We start from the raw sequence: 20,573 nt of genomic DNA, 5'->3' as shown, positions 1-20,573 counted from the left end.
GCCCACGAACCAGCTATAATTCGCCCAGTTGGTGCCGAACTCAAACTCCATTATGATGCCGGTCGCGACGCCGATGGCGAAATTTATACCGAAAAGGCGCAGCCAAAATTTAGTGATCTTGAGCCACTCCTGCTTACCGGTCGCGACATATAGGCTCTCCATAAACGCCACGATAAAGCTAAGCCCCAGCGTTAGGGGCACGAAAAGAAAGTGATAAAGCGCCGTGAGCGCAAACTGCGCCCTCGACCAATCCACGCTAGCAAGCTCTTGCATTCCTACTCCTTAGTCAAATTTTTATAGATGAAATCGATTTTTTCTTGATCAGTTTTAAATTTAGAATCCAGATTTTCGTCGAAAATGAAAAATTTAAGTAGCACGAAAATTATAAATAGCTTGATCAAAATCACCGCCCATAGTGTTTTGCCAAGCTTCATCGAAGCAAATCCGTGCGCGTAAAATTTTAAAATTTTGCCGAAAAACATCAAATTTTAACCTTTAGCAATTATTAGTTTATATTTTTTATTGTATAACAATTAATTAAAATTTAGCTTTAAATTTTGAAATTTTGGTAGCAATTTTATCTTTTTAATAAATGAGTTTTTGCGCCACCACACTTAAATAAAGTCTCTACCGCATAATTCGCAACCGATCGCATTTTACTTAAACTGCACAAAATTTTAGTTTAGATTCGTCGTAAAATTTTAGAATAGAACATCCAAGAAACGAGCAGAAAAATGCGCGAGACTTTACCAAGCATCTTTATGCCTAATTCGTAGCAATTTTAAATAGAATTTTTTACAGGCAAATTAACACGGTTCAGCTGAAAGCAAACCGTAAGAATTTTAAAATCAAACGCCCAAAGCTACACGATATAAAATTTAAGAACGTATAATTAACTCGACGCAAAATTTAAAGCATTTCATTAGACTGGGCGGATAATTGAAAAGCCTAAGAGCCGATTTAGCGCAAATTTGCAGCACGGCTCATCAGCGATACAATCTCTGCCAAGTCGAATTTGCCGCTGAAAAAGAGATTGAAAGCAAGCGCGCCCTGATTTATCAGCATCTCTTTGCCGTCTTTTGCAGGCAAATTTTTTGCGCGCGCGGCTTGTAAAAACGGAGTCTGCTTGCCATAGATCGCATCAAAAGCAAATTTTGCGCGGGATAAAATTTCATCTATTACCCCCTCGGGCGCAGGCAGCGCATCATCTTTTAGCCCCGCGCCAGTGGCATTGACGATAAGATCGTAGTCTTTAGATCTGAAATTTTCATAGGTAAAAAATTCCTCGCAGCCGAAGTCAAAATCCTTTGCGCTACGATTTAGGATATCGAATTTCACGCCATTTTTGCCTAGTGCGTAGCCGATCGCTCGCGTCGTGCCGCCCGCACCCAAAATAAGCGCATTGCGAATCTCGCCAAAACCCAAGATCGCGCAGAAAAACCCCTGCGCGTCGGTGTTAAAGCCGTGCAGCGCGCTGCCTTTTAGCACCAGCGTGTTTACCGAGCCGATCTGCTTGGCCGCCTCGCTTAGGACATCGCAGGCTTTGAGCGCGTCAAGCTTAAAAGGCACGGTTACGTTCGCGCCCGTAAGCCTTAAAGCTTCAAATTTAGCTCGCAGCTCCTCGCCGTGCCGCAGCAAAACTCGTCCATAGTAGGCGTCCAGCTCCAAAAATTTTATCGCGTAATTATGAAGTAGCGGCGAGAGTGAGTGGGCGATCGGGTTGCCGAAAACCGCGAATCTGTCCACTATTTCACTCGGTAGATATACGCTCCGCTATTGATGCTGCGCATATCGCTAAGTGCCTTTTGTAGCGCCTCGCCCTCAAAAGGTCCAACTAAAATTTTAGTCACGCTCTTGCTGCCGACGTGAGTTTGCAGAGCGATCGGATTATAGCCTTTTTTAGTGATTTTTTTAGTGTCAGACCCGTTTGGATCGTAGGCATTTGATGCGAAAACCTGCACATAACTGCCGTTTGCCACGCTGGTGCTGGTGCTCTTTGCTGCAACGCCAGCTTTTACGCCCTCGCTTTTAGACTCCGGCTTGCTGGCTTCTTTTTTAGGCTCGGGCTTAGCGGGCTCTTTTTTGGCCTCAGCTTTAGCATGTTCCTTTTTATCTTCCGTTTTTGAAGACTCTTTTTTAACTTCTGCTTTTGCTTGTTTTTCGGGTTCTTTTTTAGGCTCTACTTTTTGCTCGACTTTTCTAATTTCGGTTTTAGAAGGTTCTTTTTTGATCTCGTCTTTTGCAGACTCTTTTTTAGGCTCGGACTTTTTTACGTCCGTTTTTTCAGACTTTTTGGCTTCGTCTTTAGGCTCAATCTTTTTACTTTCTATTTTAACTTCGGATTTCTTTGGCTCTTCTTTGATTTCAGGCTTTTGGATTTCTACTTTCTGTGCTTCAGGCTGAGCGCTTGCGACGACCTTGCTTTCTGAATTAGGCTCTTGGGTTTTTATCTCTACTTTGGTTGGAGCTGCAGATGCTGTATTGGGTTCTGATTTCACTTCTACAGGCTCAGGCTGCGAAGGCTCAGGTTTTTGAACTTGTACGGCAGGCTTTTGCTCCGCTTTGGCAAGCTCTTCTTCACTAGGCATAGTAAGACCTGCGTTAGTATCAATATCGTCTTTATTAATAGCCTTCATTATGATTAAAATTATTAAGAATAAAACTACGACGCCGGCTGCGACGGTAAGACCTTTTTTTAAATTTGCGTTCTTATCGACATTGCCACTATTGATCACTATGTCGTCTATACTGCTCATATCGAAATTTTTGTCGTTCATATTCTCTCCTAAGATTATTATTTACTTTGTAAATTCTACCACGCAAGATTTACGAAATAGATAATTCGGGTAAGCTTACCCGAATTTATTAAATTTAATACATCGCGCGGTCGTAGATGATAAAGCGGTGCGCCAAATCTCGTACCTCCTCTTTGACCTGTGCCTGAAGCTTGGAATTTGAGATGTCGCTTAGTACGTCGGCGATTTTATTTCCGATAAACTCAAATTCTTTCTCCTTCATGCCGCGCGCGGTAAGTGCGGGGCTGCCGACGCGGATACCGCTGGTGACGAACGGGCTGCGCGTCTCGCCCGGTACGGTATTTTTATTCGTCGTAATGCCTGCATTTTCAAGCGCCGCGCTAGCGTCCTTGCCGCTGAAATCTCTATTTAAAAAGCTCATTAAAATCAGATGGTTATCGGTGCCGCCGCTAACAAGATCAAAGCCTCGTTTAACCAGCGTCTCGCCCAAAACTCTAGCATTTGCCTTGACCTGCTTGGCATAGAGCTTCCACTCCAGGCTTAGATTATGTTTAAAACCGACCGCCTTAGCGGCGATAACGTGCATTAGCGGACCGCCTTGGATGCCCGGAAAGATCGCCGAGTTGATCTTTTTGGCAAATTCCTCGTCGTTGCTCATTATGATGCCGCCGCGCGGACCGCGAAGCGTTTTATGCGTGGTCGAGCTTACGACGTGGCAGTGCGGAAACGGATCTGTGTGTTCGCCCGCGACGACGAGCCCTGCGACATGCGCTACGTCGGCAAAAAGAAACGCACCCACGCTATCTGCAATCTGTCTAAATTTAGCAAAATCTATCTCGCGCGTATAAGCACTCGCACCGCAAACGATCATCTTCGGCTTTACAATCTGAGCGATCTCAAGCACCTTATCATAGTTTATGCGGCCGTCAAGCTCCACGCCGTATTCGAAACTCTCATACATCTTTCCGCTGCTTGAGACCTTCGCGCCGTGCGTCAAATGCCCGCCATGGCTAAGCGCCATGCCTAAAATTTTCTCGCCAGGTTTCAAAAATGCAGCATAGACGCCTTGGTTGGCTTGGCTGCCGCTGTTTGGCTGAACGTTTGCGAACTCACAGCCGAAGAGCTTTTTGCAGCGATCGATCGCGATCTGCTCGATCTCATCTACGAACTCGCAGCCGCCGTAGTAGCGCTTGCCGGGATAGCCCTCGGCGTATTTGTTTGTTAGCACCGAGCCCATCGCCTCCATTACCTCGGGATAGGTAAAATTTTCGCTCGCGATCATCTCTAAATAATCGCACTGACGGGCAAGCTCTTTGTTGGTTAAGCTAAAAATTTCATTATCGAATTTTTCTAAATTTGACACGTTCACTCCTTCTCTAAATTTAGCGGCCTCATTGCAGGGAACAAAATCACGTCGCGGATCGATTTTTTATTCAGCAAAATCATCGCCAAGCGATCGATTCCAAGCCCCCAGCCGGTAGTCGGCGGCATCGCGTAGCTAAGCGCGCGAACGTAATCCTCGTCCATCTCGTGAGCTTCGTCATCGCCTGCGTTTTTGGCGTCGATTTGCGCCTTAAATCTGGCGTATTGATCGAGCGGATCGTTCAGCTCGTTAAAAGCGTTGGCTAGCTCTTTGCCCGCGATGTAGAGCTCAAATCTCTCGGCTATCTGCGGATTTTCGTCGCTTCTGCGCGAAAGCGGGCTGATCGAGATCGGAAAATCCACGATGAAGGTCGGATTTATGAGCTTAGCTTCTACGTAATTATCAAAAAGTTCGCTCTGCAAGTGGCCTAGATCAAGCTTTCCATTAACTTCAAATTTATCGGCTTTGAGCTTTGCGATGATCTTTTCGCGATCATTTACGATCTGCGGCTCGATGCCGCCTATCTGCGTAAGCGCGTCGAGATACTTTATGCGCGCAAAAGGCTTTGAAAAATCGATCTCGCGCTCATCGTAGGTTAAAATTTCGCCCAGTCCGAGCCTCTTAAACAGCGCTTTAAATAGCTCCTCGGTTAGGTTCATCGCGTCGTTATAATCATGCCACGCCCAGTAAAATTCTATGCTAGTAAATTCCGGATTGTGCGTCAGATCCATACCCTCGTTGCGGAAGTTTCGATTGATCTCAAAGACCGCCTCCATGCCACCTACGACGAGGCGCTTAAGATACAGCTCTGGCGCGATACGCAAGTAGCGATCGATGTCTAGGGCATTGTGGTGCGTGATGAAAGGCTTAGCATTCGCGCCGCCTGCGATAGGGTGCATCATCGGCGTTTCGACCTCCAAAAATCCGTGCTTTTCAAAAAAGCTGCGGATCTCGCTAACGATGATCGAGCGCTTGATAAAATCCTCGCGGATCTCTGGGTTCATTATCATATCGAGGTATCTTTGGCGGTAGCGCATCTCGATGTCGGTTAGTCCGTGAAATTTCTCCGGAAGCGGCGAAATCGCCTTAGACGCGAGCGTTATTTTGCTAGCATGGATCGAAAACTCGCCCGTCTGCGTGATGAAGGCATATCCGCGCACCAAAATTATATCGCCCACTTCAAGATTTTTCTTAAATTTAGCGTAATCCTCCTCGCCGATGCTGTCGCGCGAGTAATAAATTTGAATATTGCCGCTTTGATCTTCTATGTTTGCAAAGGTGGATTTGCCCGCGACGCGCTTTAGCTTTAATCGTCCGGCAAGGCTTACCTCCTCGCTCGCTTTTTTATCCTCGGTATCTTTTATGAAGCCGAATTTTTCTTTAAACTCGGCTATGCTCATATCTTTTTTCAGAAAGTGCGGATAGGGATTAGCCCCTAAATTCCGAAGTTCCGACGCCTTGTCTATCCTTTGGATCTCTAACTGGCTATCAAACAATCTACTTCCTTTTTGCCGCGCATTCAGGGCAAATTCCATACAGCTGCATCATGTGTCCCGTAAGCGTAAATCCGTGCTCTTTGGCGACGGCAAGCTGTTTTCGCTCAATAGTGGCGTCTTGAAATTCTATGATCTTATTGCAGCTTTTGCAGATTAGATGGTCGTGGTGAGGCTTGTTGGCAAGCTCAAATTTCTTGCCCTGTGCGCCAAATGAGATCGACGTCGCCATCCCCGAATCCTCTAATAAATTTAAGGTGCGATACACCGTCGCTATGCCTACGTTTAGCTCCGGAAATTTCGCTTTGATCTCGTTGTGAAGTGCCTCAGGCGTGAAGTGTTTGTTATTGTTATAAAGCGTGCGGAGCAAAACCTCGCGCTGCTTAGTATATTTTAAACCGCTAGCGGCAAGTGCCTTTTTAAACTCAACAATTAGAGCGTCAAACTCTAAATTTTCGATTTTTGCATTCATAATTTCGTCCTTTCTGTAGAATTTACTTCTGAACTAGCATTAAAATCGCTAGATTCAGTGCTTTGATTTTGATCCGAGTTCATACGGGCGGTAGAATTTTGATCTTTTAAGAGCTTATCATCCATCTTAGAACCGATAGAATCCAAGCTTTGTTTGATCTTCGGATCGTCTTTGAGATTTAAAATCCAATTTCCGATTTTTAAGAAAATCGGCGCAGTTTTGCTGCTTTCAAAATACTTTTTAGTCTGTTCATTCATCGACATAGGACCGCTTGCAAGCGTAACGATAACTGCAAAAATCAAGAAAATTTTACTTACGCTAAACACGAAACCGCCGATCTTATCGACAAATCCGAGTCCGCTCCATTTAAAGAATTTTGAAATGATTTCGCCTATAATCAAACACGAGATCCATACACCAAAAAGCACAGCGATAAAGCCGATGAGAACCTGCGTCGTATCGCCTGAAAGCACGCCGTTTGTATTCTGTAAAGCGGGAATTTTGGCTGCAATCCACTCGCCTGCCATAGTTTTATAACGCATCGCGGCAAAAAGACCGCCGATGAGACCCAAAATTCCAAAAATTTCTTTTACAATGCCGTTGGTGATACCGCGTAGTCCGAAGAGCACTACGAGTACCAAACAGCCGACGTCGAACCAATTAATACCTTCCATCAAGCACCCACCACGCCTATTAGCTCTTGTAGGTTAGTCGAGTACCTAAACGCCGTATCTTTTGAAATTTGATTTGCACGGATCGCCTTTACCATCGCTTGAGTTTGAGTTATCATTCCTGTAGATTGCTGATTTAGCTGCATTTGAGAGTAAATTTGATGCACCTTGTTTTCGCGGATTAGATTCGCTACGGCATTGTTATTGAGCAAAATTTCATGGATCGCGATACGTCCACCGCCAAGCTTCGGCAAAAGTGATTGCGAAATGACCGCGGTAAGTGACACGGAGAGCATATTTCGCACTTGGAGCTGCTCGCCGCCATCAAAGCTATCTATAATACGGTTGATCGTCTGCATCGCGGAGTTGGTGTGTAGGGTACCAAATACCAAGTGACCGGTTTCAGCCGCGGTAATAGCAATCGAGATAGTCTCTCTATCGCGCATCTCACCAACTAGGATAATGTCCGGGTCCTCACGCAAGGCAAATTTTAACGCATTAGCGTAGGAATGGGTATCGGTGCCAATATTTCTGTGAGAAAAAAGCGCTTTTTTATTGGTATGGACGAACTCGACCGGATCTTCAACGGTGATGATGTGCTTGCGCTCTTTTTCGTTGATTTCGTTTAGCATCGCGGCAAGAGTAGTTGATTTACCGCTACCAGTAGGCCCGGTAACCAAAATCATGCCTTTTTCGTGCTTGACTACCTCTTTAAAAATCGTAGGGGCTTTTAAATCGTCCAGGCTAGGAATATCGATAGGAATAATACGAAATGCGGCAGCCAAATCACCGTTCATAGTGTAGTAGTAGTTGCCACGGAAGCGTCCGATATTAGGAAGCTCGATCGCAAAGTCAAGCTCTTTATTTTCCTCGAGTGCACTTTTTTGAGCATCGGTAATGAGCGCGTAGCAGATATACTCGATATCCGTGCCCTTAAGCGGATCCATGGCAAGTGGGCGCAATGTTCCGTCGATACGTATTTGAGGCGCCGAGCGCGAAACTAAGTGAAGGTCGCTCGCTTTGTTAAAAACGACGGTTTTTAGTAGGGTTTCGATATCTACTAAATTTCTTTGAACTTCTTCCATAAAATTCCTTTCAATCTATGATTTTCGGTACTACGAAGTAGCCGCCTTCGGACTGCGGAGCATGCTTTAAGACGCTTTCTGCGACGTCGCTTTTGCGTGGAATATCTTTGCGAAACGGAGTACCGCCTTTCAGCGTAGTGATAGCCGCCTCGCCACTTTGTAAATCCAGCTCATTTAGAATTTCTACAAAATCTACGATATTATTTAATTGCCCTTTAAATTCTTCTCGCTTAGCATCTGGAATTTTAAGAGCGGATAGCCTTTCCAGCTTGCTTAGCAAGGCGTCGTCTATTATCATAACTTTCCTTTTTCTGATAAATGCGACATTATATCATAAAAATTCTTTATCTTAGGCGGTATTTAAAATTTTTTATGCTACAATTACGCCGATTTTCTCAAATAAAGGACTGAATTTTGGCTTTAAAAGACGACATCGAAGGCGTGAAAAAAGAGATTGGTACAGAAGAGCAGTTTCTAGAAAGCGTCATAAAAAGTGAAATTTTCGTAAAAAAATACAAAAAGCCGCTGATATTTTTGGCTGCGGTTTTGATCGTAGCATTTATCGGATATTACGCAAATGAATTTCTAAGCGATCGCCGCATAGCAAGTGCTAATGCGATCTATGACGAGCTGCTTAACAAGCGCGATGACGCTAAGCTAGCCGAGCTTAAGCAAAAAGATATAAATCTATACGCTCTTTATATTTTGCAAAACGGCTCTGCAGACGAGCGAGCGGCGCTAGAAAATACCCAAGGCATCGATGTTATGCTAAAAGAGATAATAAATCTACAAAACGGCAAACAAGGCGGAGTGCTACTCGCCGATTACGATTCTTTGCTCAAAGGCTACGACCTACTAAAAGAGGGCAAAATCGAGCAAGCTCACGCAGAGCTAGATAAAATTCCGCTCAACTCGCCAGTTCGTCAAATCGCACTTGCTTTGAAACACTATGGAGGCAATAAATAATGAAAAAAACGCTGATATTTACGCTTTTACTATCGTTTTTATTTTTAGGCTGCTCGACGAAGCGCCAGTATTTCGAACCTAGCGACGAAAACATCACAGGCGATATGAAATTTAACGGCTCACTGCCATCGGAAATCGTAGCGGTTAGTAAAGATGGTGCTACGCTAAAAGACGGCGAAGTCATCTCTAAAAACGGATTGGTGAAAAATTTCAAAGTCCTAAAAAGTGAGAAATTTTTAGGTGAATATGATGGAAATTTCGTCGTAACTGACATCAATGGCACGCTTAAAGTGGTTAGTGGCACAGGCGCCGTAAAATTTGAAAAAGCCCTCGGCAGACAAGCGCTAAGTGCAAATATACGCGGCGATGATTTGGCTTTAGTGATGAGTGATGATTCGATTATGCTTATCAAGCTAAGCTCGGGCGCAGTGGTACTCGATCATAAAGTAGGCGATGCATTCGCAATCGATTCGCGCGTGGCGTCACCGCTATTTATCAACCAGCTTATCGCTTATCCTGCGCTAGACGGACTAGTTAGCATCGCAGAAAACGTAGGTGGGCGCTCGGCACGCGATTTCGTCGTAAGCAACCAGCCGTTTTTTAACAACATTATTGCCTTAGAAAACAAGGGCGATAACCTTTATGCCGTAACTGCCACTAGGCTAATGCTGGTAAGTCCTGCGGGCAATAAAAATCATAACGTAGACATCAAAGACGTGATTTTTAGCGGCGATAGAATTTATCTTTTCTTAAAAGACGGCAGAGTCGAGCTACTAGATCGCGGGCTAAATTTACTCAAATCGCGTAAATTTACCTTCGCGCAGTTTAGCGGCGCACTACTTAGCGGTGGCTATCTGTATATCATTGAGCGCAACGGCTACGTCATCCGCGTGAATGAAAATTTAGATGGACAAGCGATCTACGAGCTAAATGGCGAGTTCGATGATAAGTCTTTTATCGCGGGTAGCTCGTTTTACTACGACGATAAAATTTTAAATTTTGATGCTAGATAAAATTTCAAAACTCTGCGTTCGCGAAGGCCTTTTGCTTCAAAAATTCCAAACGCTAGATATCGCTAGCTTTACGCGCTCGCGATCATACGGCGCGTATTTCGGCGTGGATCTAAAAAACTACAACGTCCTTTTGTTTATGCGTGACGCAAAATCTCGCTTTGTAATGCGCGACGCGGAATTTCTACTCTCGCTCACAAGCGATATTAGCGCAAGCCTAGGCAAGGTCGTCAAAAAGCGCGTGCTGTTTTACAACTCGCAGATGTGCTCTAAAAGCGCGAAATTTTTAAAAGAAAATGGATTTAGCCTCTATGCTTTTGTGTGACGTAGGAAATTCTAGAGTTAAATTTTATAAAGGCGGCGTAACGCAAAGCATGCCCGTAGCGGAGTTTATGCGGTACGAGCCGAAGGAGCGAATTTTTTTCATTAGCGTCAATGATAGCGTGAAAAAAAAGCTGAAAAACCCTCTGTTTGTCGATCTGGCGCCGTACTTTGAATTAAAAACCGCCTACCGCGGGCTCGGGATCGACCGCATAGCGGCGTGCTCCGCGGTAGCGACGGGCATCGTCGTCGATGCGGGCAGCGCGATCACCGTGGATTTGATGTTTAAAGGCTCACACCTAGGCGGATTTATAATGCCTGGTATCGGCACACTTTTAAAGTCGTTCGCGAGCATCGCGCCCGTGCTGGATGTCACGCTTTCAACCAATATCGATCTGGACCCGCTACCGCAAAAGACCGTAAACGCCGTAAACTACGGGATTTTAAAGCCTATCGTGCTTACTATCGAAAACATCGCGGGCAATAATAAAATTTACTTCACGGGCGGCGACGGAGCCTATTTGATGCGGTATTTTCGTAACTCAATCTATGAAAAGGATCTGATCTTTAAATCGATGGTAAGCTTGATCGCAAAAAAGGGGCTCGCATGATAACCATAGCCCTACCAAAAGGTCGCATAGCCGACGATACGCTTAAAATTTTTAAAGCCATCTTCGGGCTTGATTTTGCTTTCGAGGATCGCAAACTCATAATGCAAGAGGGCGATTTTAAATTCCTCTACGTCCGCAACCAAGATATCCCCACTTACGTTATGGGAGGTGCGGCGGATATCGGCGTAGTGGGGCTTGACGTGCTTGAGGAGCATCGCCCCGACGTGCTTACGCTGCTCGATCTTAAAATCGGAAAATGTCGCGTCTGCGTGGGCGTGCATGCGGGCACCCGGCTAAACTACGGCGCTCCGAGTCTAAAAATCGCTACGAAAATGCCCAACATCACTCGCGAATACTTCGCCTCCAAGGCCGTCGCCGTAAATATTATCAAACTCTACGGCTCGATCGAGCTAGCCCCGCTCATAGGGCTTGCCGACGCTATCGTCGATGTCGTGGAGACCGGCGCTACGATGAAGCAAAACGGGCTGCAACCCGCAGAAACCATAATGCAAAGCTCCGCGCACCTCATCGCCAACAAAAACAGCTTCGTGCTAAAGCGCGATGAAATTTTAAACCTACGAGATAAGCTGGCTCGCATTCTTTGAGTTTAACTGATGAGTTGGTAAATTAATTGTCTGATTTGCTAAAAAGTAGTGAGATAACTAAGAATTTACAAAAAATCATAGACGATGACCTCGACAGTCCAAACGATACTTTCCCGGATATGACTCCGGCTTCAACTAAAACTTCTCCGATTGTGATTGATTTAAACGGCGACGGCATAAAAACAATATCAAGAAAAAACAGTAAAACATACTTCGACCTAGATAATAACAAATTCGCAGAAAATACCTCTTGGATAGATAAAAATGACGGAATTCTCATCAATAAAACCCTAATCACAAATAGCATAACAAACGGAAGCGAACTATTTGGAAATCATGCTTTACTAAGAGATGGGAGCTTGGCTAATAACGGATTTGAAGCATTAGGGGAATTTGCAAATTTAAATTTGCTTGTTGCTTGAATTTAAAAGCAATAGCGAGTTTAAATTTGTAAATTCATAAAATTCAGTATCAAACGATACTGACCGAGATTGAATTTGCTAGGAAATTTTATAAAAAGAATAAAATTTGGAAAAACTAAAAGAAAATTCGGAAAATAATCAAAATTTAGATAAAAATACGAATTTGGAAAATCAAAACGAACCAAAACTACTTTATAGACTTGATAAAAGAAATCCGTTTTATGTGGCTTTTGATTTAATTGTTTATTTGTTGATAGCTTAGATACCGATAATATTTGCTATACCAAATTTTGTTTTTGATATTGGCATATTTAGTCTGATTTTAAATACGTTTTGTGCCTATATTTCGTTTATAGTTTTACAAATTTTATATTCGATAATCTTTTTTGATTATTTTGAAATTTATGAAGATAAAATGGTTTATAAGGATATTTTTGGTTTTAAAATTATATTACATGCGAAACAAATTGATAGATTTTTTTCGTATGGATATTGTGGAGTTACAGAATTAATGGCCATTTTTAGAAAAAGAAGATTTAAAATTTCCCCAACAATATTAATTCTTAGTTTAACTTCTAAACAAGAAAACGAAATAAGAAAAAACTTAGCATATTTAAATATAAAAAATTTTAATAAAAAGGATAAAAAATGAGTAATTCAAGTAGAATTGGCAAGGCAACAAACGAGTTGGATAAAGCATAAGAAAGACTGGCGCTATCGCTTAATGCTCGCTTGCCCACCGCACGGTATTTGCAACCGGCGCAGCGCACTTCCGCAAATCATCATCGCCCGTTTCGGCGCTGTCGTTTAAAAATCGCCGTTGCAGATAGAATTTTTTGGCAGCAACCGCATCGCTTAAATTTAAACTAGCTTGCAAATTTGATTTATCAAGAGGTAGGGTATTTTACCAAAGCCGCGCAGCGTAGAATTTTAAAATTCTATCGCTATGAAATTCTAAATTTAGCCCTAAATTTACGGCTTACGAAATTCTAAAACTCCGCGGCGTAGAATTTTAAAATTCCAAAATTTCGCTCTGTATTTCGTGCGGTAAAATTTTACGCTACGCGCGGAGTTTTGCCAAAACAAGGCTTCGTAAAAATTTAGCTTTAATTTGAAAGAGTCCACACCATTTGCCGCGCCGTAGGCAAGCTAGCGCGACGACATACTTCACGCTCTGTCCGCGAGATTATGGGTGAGCTGTCATTGCGGCAGTGCAAGCGGCGTACCGCAAGTCTTGCCGACAATAAAGCAGAGGCGGTCTGTGTTTTTGTAAATTTATAGCACATAAAATTCCGCCGCGATAAATGCAATAAATTTAGATATCGCAGACGATCCGTGCAGTTTTGGTTTCTGCGCGGCACACAGTAAATTTTATGCGCGGCAAATTTTGAGCCGAATAACTTATCTTTTATCGCGGCCGCGCCAAAGTCTAAGCTCCCTGCGCGCTAAAACGTCTTGCATGCAGCGCTAGCTAGAATGAAATTTAATCGGCAGTCGAGACTGGCTGTCACCCCATAAAATGTTTACGTACGGCGACAGGCAAGAATAAAATTTTACCGATCCAGTGCGGCGAGAGAGCCGCACCGCGTCTACGCCGCAATGATTTCGCGCACCTTTTCGGTAAAATTATCGCTCACGATGTATTCGGTCGGATAAACTAGCACCTCGCTGCCGTTGCGGATCCGCAGAATCAGCCGCTTGGTGTTTTTTAGCGCCGTATCGCAAAAGGCGAGATGGTAAATTTTATAAATTTTCTCGCGACTAAGCTCGCCCAAATTTAGCTCAAACTCGAAATCCTGCGCGTTTTTGCGCTGTGCCTCGCGCTCTTTGCGCGCCTTAAGAGCGGGATCCTCCGCAGCAAACCCGCCCCTTCGCTCCGCAAAATTCCCTCCGCCGTAGCCGCCGCTTCGTTCGCCGCCGAAACCGTTTCCGCCCTCACCTCTGCGCTCGGAGCCGAATCTGGAGCCTCTAATTTTATCAGGCGCGTAGTTTTCGATTTCGCGCGCCGCATCCAGGCTTAAAATTTCATCCAGATAAATTTGATATTTGCCGCCGTAAGGGGATGTATTTTTGCTAAGCCGCACCCAAAACGCCATCGGGCGCTCCAGCGCGTCGTCGTCTAACGATGCGACCGCTTCGTAAACATCGCCGAACGCGCTCATCTCGAAGCTTCCCGAAAGATCGAGCACCGTGACGTTTGCCATCTGCTTGCCCGATTTAGTCGTGCGCGCAAAGACGTTTTCGATCTTGCCGACGCATAAAATTTTAACGCCCGCGCCCCCGTCGTCCACCAGCTCGTCGAATTCGCTGGATTTGGTGTACGAAATGCCGTCAAGCTCACTAGCATAGGCTCTTAGCGGATTTTCGCCCAAAAATACCCCCGCGCGCGGACGGAAGCTCGGATCACGAGCGTTTTGCAGGCTCATCATCGAAAGAAACGACAGCTGATACGCCGCGCCGCCGACCGCGCTTTTTGAAATTTTAATCATAAAAGCATACGGACGCTCCCGCTCCTGCGGGCTTAAGTTTTCGATCGCCTTTAGCGCATTGTCGAACACCGCGAGCTCGAAGCTGCCGTGCAGATCAAGCACGTTTAAAATCCCCATTTTTTTGCCCGTTTTCGTCATGCGCGTGGACAGATCCTCGATCCGCCCCACGCTAAGCACCTCGGCGCTATCGCCGTCGATCTCGCTAAACGCCGAGGATAGGGCATAATCGATCCCGTCCATCTCCTCTTTATAATCATCCAGCGGATGTCCCGAGAGATACACGCCCACGGTCTGCTGCTCAAATTTTAAAATTTCGCCCTGCGGAAATTCCTTATCGGTATCGACGAAGCTTACGCTCATGCCGCTCGTCATATCCTCATCCTCGCCAAAAAGCGAGCTTGCGGCGTCCTTTTTAATCTCGGTGATCTTCTTCATCACGTCTAGGATATTTTCCATATTTTGAATCATCGCTAATCGACTCTTGCCCAGACAATCCATCGCGCCTGCATAGATCAGCGACTCGATGACCTTTTTATTGACGCGGAAATTATCCACGCGCGAAGCAAAATCGTCGATGCTTTGAAATTTAGCCTCGCTTTGAAGTTCTAAGATATTTTCGATCGCGGCGGCGCCCACCCCCTTGATAGCGCCGAGGCCGTAGATGATCGAGGTGCCCGATTTGGAGTTTTCGTCGTCCACGACGCTAAAGCCCCTTAAACTTTGATTGATCGACGGCGGCAAAAGCCCGATGCCTAGACGGCTTGCCTCGTCGATATACTTTGAAATTTTATCGGTATTGCCCTCCTCCGAAGTAAGCAGCGCCGCCATAAACTCCGCCGGATAGTAGGTCTTAAGATAGGCTGTTTGAAAGGTGATCATCGAATACGCCGCGGCGTGGGATTTGTTAAAGCCGTAGGAGGCAAATTTCATAATCAGATCAAATAGCTCATCCGCCTTAGCTACGTCAAAGCCCAGCTCTTTGGCGCCGCTTAGATATTGTTCGCGCATATGAGCGAGCTTCTTCTCATCCTTCTTGCCCATCGCGCGGCGCACTAGATCGGCATCGCCCAAGCTAAAGCCGCCCACCTTCTGCACGATCTGCATGACCTGCTCTTGATAGACGATGATGCCATATGTTGGCTCTAAAATTTCTTTTATCTCGGGGAAGATATAGCTTGCTTCTAGCTCGCCGTGTTTGATCCTGATAAAATCAGGGATTAGATCCATCGGCCCCGGGCGATAGAGCGAGATCATCGCGATGATATCCTCGAAGCGGTCGGGGCGCAGGTTCATCGCCAGATCCTGCATGCCCGCGCCCTCGATTTGAAAAATCCCCAGCGTGTTGCCGCTTTGAATCGTCTCGTAGGTCTTGCGGTCGTTAAAATCGATCTCCTCCCAGACGATGTCGCGACCGTAGCGGCGCTTGACGAGCTTGGCGGCGTTATCGATTACGTCAAGGTTTTTTAGACCCAGGAAGTCAAATTTTATCAGATCGACGTCCTCGAGATAGTTTTTAGTGTATTGCGTTACCAGGCGCGCATCCTCGCCCTTATCCTGCTTAAATAGCGGCGCTTTATTCCACAACGGCTCGTTTGAGATCACAACGCCTGCGGCATGCATGCCTGCGTTGCGATTTAGCCCTTCAAGGCCCAGCGCAAACTCCCAAACCTGCTGTGCGATCGGATCTGCATCGATAAATTCTTTCAGCTTCGGCTCGGCGTCGTAAGCCTGCTTGAGCGTGATGCCGAGCTTATCGGGGATCAGCTTCGCCATCTTATCGGCTTGCGAAAGCGGCATATCGCAGACGCGAGCCACATCGCGGATGACGCCGCGCGCGAGCAGCTTACCGAAGGTCGCAACCTGCGCGACGTTGTATTTGCCATACTGATCAATGACATAGTCGATCACCTCGCCTCTGCGCGCCTGGCAAAAATCCACGTCGATGTCGGGCATCGAGATACGCGACGGATTTAAAAATCGCTCGAAAAGCAGATTATACGGGATCGGATCGAGATCAGTAATGCGAAGCGCATACGCGCAGATGCTGCCTGCCGCAGAGCCGCGACCGGGGCCTACGGGGATGTCGTGATCCTTCGCCCAGTTGATGAAATCCTGCACGATGACCATATAGCCCGAAAAATGCATGTTTTTGATGATGGCAAGCTCCTTTTCCAGGCGCTTGCGATAAATTTCGTGCTTGGCGGGATCGATAAATTTAAGGCGCTCTTTAAGCCCCTCGCGGCAGAGATGATCGAATAAAAAATCGTCGTTTGCAAAGCTATAGCGTTCGTCCGGCTGCGGCAGCGAAAGCCCGAGCCTATCGGCGTATTCGATCGTAAATTTAAAATTCGGCGGTGTGGGCGCATAGTCCTTCTCGTCGAAAGCAAATTTCAAATTGCATTTTTCTACGATCTCGGCGGTATTTTCGATCACTTCGGGGATGTCCGCAAAAAGCCGCCTCATCTCCTCATCGCTTTTTACGTAAAATTCCGAAACGACGTGTTTTAGGCGGTCGCCGTCGTTGATCGTCTTGCCCATCGAGATGCACTGATAGACGTCGTGAGCCTTGGCGCGGTCCTTGCGCGCATAGTGAGCGTCGTTGGTAGCGATGATCTTGACGCCGATTTCGCGCGAGAGGCGGATGAGGTCTTTATCGACATTTAACTGCTCGCCGATGCCGTGACGCATGATCTCGAGATAAAAATCCTCGCCGAAAATTTCTTTATACTCGAGCGCCGCCTTTTTCGCCGCTTCGTAGCCGCCCGCGCCGCGCTTTAAATTTCGCTCGCTTTTATTTAGATGAAATTCCACCTCGCCCGCTAGGCATGCCGAGGAGCAGATGAGCCCCTCGCTGTGCTCTTTTAAAATTTTTTTGTTGATCCTCGGGTAGTAGTAGAAGCCGTCCAAAAACGCGCGCGAGCTAAGATACATTAAATTTTTATAGCCCGTCTCGTTTTTGGCAAGCAGTATCAAGTGGTAGCGCTGGCGGTCGCTTTTATCGCCGATATCGTCGTGGTTGTGCAGGTAGGTCTCGATGCCGATGATAGGTTTAATGCCGTGCTTTTTCATCGTCTGATAAAAGTCTATCGCGCCGAACATATTGCCGTGGTCGGTGATCGCGCACGCCTTGGTGCCGCGGCTCTGTAAAAGCTCGGCGAGCTCGCTTACTTTATTCGCGCCGTCTAGCAGCGAATACTCGGTATGAAGGTGCAGGTGGGTGTAGTCGCTCATTTTGATCCTTTTTTCGGTTGAAGCGATTATATTAAATTCGGGCTTTAGAAACGGTCAAATTTAATGGAATTTTAGCTTAAATTTCAGCACGAAATTTTACGAGCAAATTTTGTTACGGAATTTTACTTCGGAGGTTTTACATTCTGGATCTTGCGGATTAAATTTTGACAAAATTTTAAGTTTAAAATGCTGTGATGAAATTTTGCTATCATATAAATTCCGCTCACACGGAATTTTGAGCTAACGCAATTCCGCAAAATTCTACGACTTAGATCGTCGTAAAATTTTGCGGTTTAAAATTCGAGCTTGCAAAGCCTTGCGGCTCTACGATCTTGAGAATTCCACGATCGCTTTAGCAAGCTCTCTAGTAGGATCGACGAAAATTTTATCGCTTTTGATTAACGGCAAAAATAGCGGCAGCTCGGTGCAGGCAACGACGTAAATATCAGCATCGATTTTACCTAACAAATTCTCAAAAGCCCCCACGTATTCGGCAGTCTTGCCCGCCTTAACACCTTTGTAGATACAATCCATTAAGACTGCTTGATTTTCTTCGCCGAGATCCACGCTGATTAGCCCCGCTTCTTTAAGCGGATCGTCGTAAATTTTAGCTTTTTTTGTACCAATAGTGGCTAGCACAGCGATTTTATGGGCGTTTGGATAATTTTTGCGGATCGCTTTTACGGTAACCTCGGCGATATGAATCAGCGGGATTTCCGCCGCAGCTTCTACATCGTCTGCGAAAAAATGCGCCGTGTTACACGCCATCGCAAACGCCTTGCAGCCTGCATTTTTGAGCCTAACAGCGCTCTCGCTTAGGCGCGGAAGCGGATTTTCACCTTTGCCTAAGATAAATGCCGTGCGATCTTCAATCTGCGGATAGCTATCAATTACAAGCGGAATATTTTCTTGATCGCTGCTCGCCGCAGTCTCTTCTATGATCTTCATATACAGATCCGCACTCGCTAAAGGTCCCATTCCACCGATAATTCCAACTCTTTTCATAGCTCGTCCTTTCTAAATTTTACTTGGGCTAATTTTCCCACTTACTCATATCCATTTCGTTTTCGCTCTTTGCGACGTAGATCGACGCGACAACATCGCCCGTTACGTTCATCGAGGTTCGCCCCATATCCAAAATCGCGTCAATGCCTAAAATCATTCCGTAAGCGATCGCTACATTACCGCTTACCTTGACGCCGATAGATTCGAGCACTAAAAGCAGCATCAGCGCACCGGCTCCCGGAACCCCGGCAGTTCCGATCGCCGCAAGCATCGAAGTGATGATGATCGTGAGGTAGTGGCTGCTGTTTAGATCGATACCGCAAGCATTAGCGATAAAAAGTGTGCACACGCCCAAATACACGGTCGTGCCGTTCATATTCACCGTAGCACCCACGGGCAAAACAAAGCCGTAGATCGCCTTTGGAATTCCCATATCTTCGGCGGTTTGCATCGTAATCGGAAGCGTGCCGTTGGAGCTGCGGGTAACAAAAGCCGTAAGCATCGGCGGACGCACTTTTTTAAGAAATTTAATCGGGCTAACTCCGATAAGCATACAAATAACGCAATAAACCGCAAATACTTGGATCGCAAGTCCCACGTATAGGGTAATCGTGACGTTTAGTAGCGAGCTAAAAGCCTCGATACCGCTTTTATTAAACACTACAAACATTAGCGCAAAAACGCCGATTGGTGCGTATTGCATCACCCAGTGCACGACCTTAAACATAATCTCGCTCATTCCGTCGAAAAAATTATAAACCGTATCGGCAGAATTTTTGATACGAGCATCACTACTGTCGCGGCAAAACGCAAGCCCTACGCCAAAAAATAAGCAAAATGCGATGATCGGCAAAATTTCGCCTTTGGCTATGGAATCAAAAGGATTCGTAGGAATTATATTAAGCAAAATTTTACTCATACTAGGCGCGTTCGCTGCCTTTTCGACGGCCTTGGACGCATCGCTTAGATCAAGCCCGCTACCTGGAGAAAATACAAACGCACACGCTAGACCGATGACGATCGCAAAAAGCGTAGTTATAGCGTAAAATATGATCGCCTTAACGCCTACTTTACCCAGGTGCGCGGGCGAGATGCTGCTCGTGCCTACGATGAGCGAACAGATGATGATCGGCACCATGATCATCTTTAAAAGTCTCACAAAAAGATCTCCCAAAGGTGTTAAAATCGCCACCCACGTGGTATCGCCTACCGGCATATTTTTAGGTAGCAACATACCGATCGCAGAGCCCAACACTAAAGCGATAATGATGCGCCAAAGCAAGCTTGAGTTAAAATAAAAAGCTAAAATTCCGCCTTTTTTCGTTTGATTTTCTGACATGGACATCTCCCTGCACTAAGAATTTTAATGGAATTCTACCGCAACTTGCCATAAAATAAAATTTAATCGGTCGCCAAATGAAAGTTAAATTTGAAAATTCAATCACGAGCTTAACCGCATTTCAAAGCTGAAATTCTGCGGCAGGCTTTATCTTTTGAAGTTATAAAACGGAATTTTATAGTAATTTCAGAGAAAAAAATGACGCATAAAAATTTATGAAATTTTGCGGATTTTGATGTAGTGAAAAGCAAAAAATTTTGTGGTGGTGGGCTCACTAGGACTTGAACCTAGGACCATCCGGTTATGAGCCGGATGCTCTAACCAACTGAGCTATGAGCCCGCCAGCGGTGAAAAAGAAATGTGATTTTACAAAAATAATCTTAAAACGGCGTTAAAATTCTAACCGCAGAATTTTATGAAACTTAGGCCCACCCAAATAGTGGCTAAATTTCACACCAAAGTGCGCAACTTTATCTGATTTCCGATAAGATCACTTTCGTGCGCACAAGGCGGCGTAAATTTAAGACGAAATTTTATATAAAATTTCAGAGCTCTTAAATACGCCGCGATAATCTAATCCACTCTTAAATCGCGTGAATTAATAGCTTTTTTTCACGCTAATAGGCTCCGATAGCATTTTAGAGATGCCGGGCAATTCATACACTCCCTGGCAGATATTATTTTCGGCATCGGGACCTTTTTCTATGATGATGGTTTTTTTAGCATCTAAGCTG

At 45.4% G+C, this 20,573-nt stretch carries 22 protein-coding genes and 1 tRNA gene; 8 read left to right on the top strand and 15 right to left on the bottom strand.

Annotated features, from left to right (window positions below; all coding sequences use genetic code 11):
* The 10 genes from Q0605_RS00645 to gatC all read right to left on the bottom strand — a co-directional run.
* Positions 1-273 (bottom strand): cytochrome ubiquinol oxidase subunit I (locus tag Q0605_RS00645; RefSeq protein ID WP_298703343.1); only part of this gene is annotated, 273 nt, incomplete at its 3' end.
* A 2-nt stretch (positions 274-275) separates the two neighbouring features.
* Positions 276-482 carry a DUF4492 domain-containing protein gene (locus tag Q0605_RS00640; protein WP_005871229.1) on the bottom strand — a complete coding sequence of 69 codons (207 nt, stop codon included), beginning with the start codon at positions 480-482 and terminating at the stop codon, positions 276-278.
* A gap of 478 nt (positions 483-960) precedes the next feature.
* Positions 961-1,746, bottom strand: a complete 786-nt coding sequence (locus tag Q0605_RS00635) for a shikimate dehydrogenase (protein WP_298703341.1) — start codon at positions 1,744-1,746, stop codon at positions 961-963.
* Positions 1,746-2,777 carry a hypothetical protein gene (locus tag Q0605_RS00630; RefSeq protein WP_298703339.1) on the bottom strand — a complete coding sequence of 344 codons (1,032 nt, stop codon included), beginning with the start codon at positions 2,775-2,777 and terminating at the stop codon, positions 1,746-1,748. The genes Q0605_RS00635 and Q0605_RS00630 overlap by 1 nt, the downstream gene beginning before the upstream one ends.
* A 94-nt stretch (positions 2,778-2,871) precedes the next feature.
* Positions 2,872-4,119 (bottom strand): serine hydroxymethyltransferase, encoded by a 1,248-nt coding sequence (locus tag Q0605_RS00625; RefSeq protein WP_298703337.1) that lies wholly within the window; start codon positions 4,117-4,119, stop codon positions 2,872-2,874.
* 2 nt (positions 4,120-4,121) lie between these two features.
* A complete protein-coding gene (gene lysS / locus Q0605_RS00620) occupies positions 4,122-5,615 on the bottom strand; it encodes a lysine--tRNA ligase (RefSeq protein ID WP_298703335.1) in 1,494 nt (497 codons plus the stop codon).
* 1 nt (position 5,616) lies between these two features.
* Positions 5,617-6,084, bottom strand: a complete 468-nt coding sequence (locus tag Q0605_RS00615; RefSeq protein ID WP_005871221.1) for a Fur family transcriptional regulator — start codon at positions 6,082-6,084, stop codon at positions 5,617-5,619.
* A complete protein-coding gene (locus tag Q0605_RS00610; protein ID WP_298703333.1) occupies positions 6,081-6,758 on the bottom strand; it encodes a CvpA family protein in 678 nt (225 codons plus the stop codon). Before Q0605_RS00610 ends, Q0605_RS00615 begins: the two co-directional genes overlap by 4 nt.
* Complete coding sequence (locus tag Q0605_RS00605) at positions 6,758-7,840, bottom strand: type IV pilus twitching motility protein PilT (RefSeq protein ID WP_005871218.1); 1,083 nt, start codon at positions 7,838-7,840, stop codon at positions 6,758-6,760. Before Q0605_RS00605 ends, Q0605_RS00610 begins: the two co-directional genes overlap by 1 nt.
* Positions 7,841-7,850: 10 nt before the next feature.
* Entirely contained in the window at positions 7,851-8,138 is a 288-nt protein-coding gene (gene gatC, locus Q0605_RS00600) for an Asp-tRNA(Asn)/Glu-tRNA(Gln) amidotransferase subunit GatC (protein WP_291939991.1), read from the bottom strand.
* A gap of 116 nt (positions 8,139-8,254) precedes the next feature.
* Here gatC and Q0605_RS00595 point away from each other — a divergent pair, with 116 nt between their 5' ends.
* From Q0605_RS00595 to Q0605_RS00560, 8 genes are all read left to right on the top strand, one after another.
* Positions 8,255-8,806: a hypothetical protein gene (locus Q0605_RS00595; protein WP_297883045.1), complete on the top strand. Its 552-nt coding sequence runs from the start codon at positions 8,255-8,257 to the stop codon at positions 8,804-8,806.
* Complete coding sequence (locus Q0605_RS00590) at positions 8,806-9,819, top strand: L-seryl-tRNA selenium transferase (RefSeq protein ID WP_298703330.1); 1,014 nt, start codon at positions 8,806-8,808, stop codon at positions 9,817-9,819. Before Q0605_RS00595 ends, Q0605_RS00590 begins: the two co-directional genes overlap by 1 nt.
* Positions 9,806-10,141: a hypothetical protein gene (locus Q0605_RS00585; protein WP_298703328.1), complete on the top strand. Its 336-nt coding sequence runs from the start codon at positions 9,806-9,808 to the stop codon at positions 10,139-10,141. The genes Q0605_RS00590 and Q0605_RS00585 overlap by 14 nt, the downstream gene beginning before the upstream one ends.
* The gene (locus Q0605_RS00580) at positions 10,128-10,748 is read left to right on the top strand and encodes a type III pantothenate kinase (RefSeq protein ID WP_298703345.1); all 621 of its coding nucleotides are present in this window, start codon (positions 10,128-10,130) and stop codon (positions 10,746-10,748) included. Before Q0605_RS00585 ends, Q0605_RS00580 begins: the two co-directional genes overlap by 14 nt.
* Positions 10,745-11,353 (top strand): ATP phosphoribosyltransferase, encoded by a 609-nt coding sequence (gene hisG, locus Q0605_RS00575; protein ID WP_298703326.1) that lies wholly within the window; start codon positions 10,745-10,747, stop codon positions 11,351-11,353. The genes Q0605_RS00580 and hisG overlap by 4 nt, the downstream gene beginning before the upstream one ends.
* Positions 11,354-11,379: 26 nt before the next feature.
* Entirely contained in the window at positions 11,380-11,775 is a 396-nt protein-coding gene (locus tag Q0605_RS00570) for a hypothetical protein (protein ID WP_298703324.1), read from the top strand.
* Positions 11,776-11,881: 106 nt separating this feature from the next.
* Positions 11,882-12,037 (top strand): hypothetical protein, encoded by a 156-nt coding sequence (locus Q0605_RS00565; RefSeq protein ID WP_298703322.1) that lies wholly within the window; start codon positions 11,882-11,884, stop codon positions 12,035-12,037.
* A 153-nt stretch (positions 12,038-12,190) separates the two neighbouring features.
* A complete protein-coding gene (locus tag Q0605_RS00560; RefSeq protein ID WP_298703320.1) occupies positions 12,191-12,427 on the top strand; it encodes a hypothetical protein in 237 nt (78 codons plus the stop codon).
* A 320-nt stretch (positions 12,428-12,747) separates the two neighbouring features.
* On the opposite strand, the gene Q0605_RS00555 is transcribed toward Q0605_RS00560, so the two are convergent.
* The 5 genes from Q0605_RS00555 to Q0605_RS00535 form a co-directional block, all read right to left on the bottom strand.
* Complete coding sequence (locus tag Q0605_RS00555; RefSeq protein ID WP_298703318.1) at positions 12,748-12,900, bottom strand: hypothetical protein; 153 nt, start codon at positions 12,898-12,900, stop codon at positions 12,748-12,750.
* A 464-nt stretch (positions 12,901-13,364) separates the two neighbouring features.
* Positions 13,365-17,495: a DNA polymerase III subunit alpha gene (gene dnaE, locus Q0605_RS00550; protein WP_298703316.1), complete on the bottom strand. Its 4,131-nt coding sequence runs from the start codon at positions 17,493-17,495 to the stop codon at positions 13,365-13,367.
* Positions 17,496-17,819: 324 nt separating this feature from the next.
* On the bottom strand, positions 17,820-18,500 hold the full coding sequence (locus Q0605_RS00545; RefSeq protein ID WP_298703314.1) for an amino acid racemase: 681 nt from the start codon (positions 18,498-18,500) through the stop codon (positions 17,820-17,822).
* Between the two features lie 28 nt (positions 18,501-18,528).
* Positions 18,529-19,839, bottom strand: coding sequence for a dicarboxylate/amino acid:cation symporter (locus Q0605_RS00540; protein ID WP_298703312.1), 1,311 nt, complete (start codon positions 19,837-19,839; stop codon positions 18,529-18,531).
* A gap of 263 nt (positions 19,840-20,102) precedes the next feature.
* A tRNA-Ile gene (locus tag Q0605_RS00535) sits at positions 20,103-20,179 on the bottom strand.
* Between the last annotated feature and the right edge of the window lie 394 nt (positions 20,180-20,573).

Origin of the sequence: uncultured Campylobacter sp. (genome assembly GCF_938017705.1) — a bacterium.
Taxonomy (GTDB): Bacteria; Campylobacterota; Campylobacteria; order Campylobacterales; family Campylobacteraceae; genus Campylobacter_B.
The sequence above is the reverse complement of the archived record's forward strand: the minus strand, read 5'-3'. Positions and strand labels throughout refer to the sequence as shown.

What these genes read in the sequence shown, in the direction of transcription:
- Q0605_RS00560 (WP_298703320.1), top strand. Translation starts at nt 12,191, where the DNA reads ATGGTTTATAAGGATATTTTTGGTTTTAAAATTATATTACATGCGAAA.
- Q0605_RS00590 (WP_298703330.1), top strand. Translation starts at nt 8,806, where the DNA reads ATGAAAAAAACGCTGATATTTACGCTTTTACTATCGTTTTTATTTTTA.
- gatC (WP_291939991.1), bottom strand. Translation starts at nt 8,138, where the DNA reads ATGATAATAGACGACGCCTTGCTAAGCAAGCTGGAAAGGCTATCCGCT.
- Q0605_RS00630 (WP_298703339.1), bottom strand. Translation starts at nt 2,777, where the DNA reads ATGAACGACAAAAATTTCGATATGAGCAGTATAGACGACATAGTGATC.
- Q0605_RS00605 (WP_005871218.1), bottom strand. Translation starts at nt 7,840, where the DNA reads ATGGAAGAAGTTCAAAGAAATTTAGTAGATATCGAAACCCTACTAAAA.
- Q0605_RS00580 (WP_298703345.1), top strand. Translation starts at nt 10,128, where the DNA reads ATGCTTTTGTGTGACGTAGGAAATTCTAGAGTTAAATTTTATAAAGGC.
- dnaE (WP_298703316.1), bottom strand. Translation starts at nt 17,495, where the DNA reads ATGAGCGACTACACCCACCTGCACCTTCATACCGAGTATTCGCTGCTA.
- Q0605_RS00640 (WP_005871229.1), bottom strand. Translation starts at nt 482, where the DNA reads ATGTTTTTCGGCAAAATTTTAAAATTTTACGCGCACGGATTTGCTTCG.
- Q0605_RS00615 (WP_005871221.1), bottom strand. Translation starts at nt 6,084, where the DNA reads ATGAATGCAAAAATCGAAAATTTAGAGTTTGACGCTCTAATTGTTGAG.
- Q0605_RS00610 (WP_298703333.1), bottom strand. Translation starts at nt 6,758, where the DNA reads ATGGAAGGTATTAATTGGTTCGACGTCGGCTGTTTGGTACTCGTAGTG.
- Q0605_RS00545 (WP_298703314.1), bottom strand. Translation starts at nt 18,500, where the DNA reads ATGAAAAGAGTTGGAATTATCGGTGGAATGGGACCTTTAGCGAGTGCG.
- Q0605_RS00540 (WP_298703312.1), bottom strand. Translation starts at nt 19,839, where the DNA reads ATGTCAGAAAATCAAACGAAAAAAGGCGGAATTTTAGCTTTTTATTTT.
- hisG (WP_298703326.1), top strand. Translation starts at nt 10,745, where the DNA reads ATGATAACCATAGCCCTACCAAAAGGTCGCATAGCCGACGATACGCTT.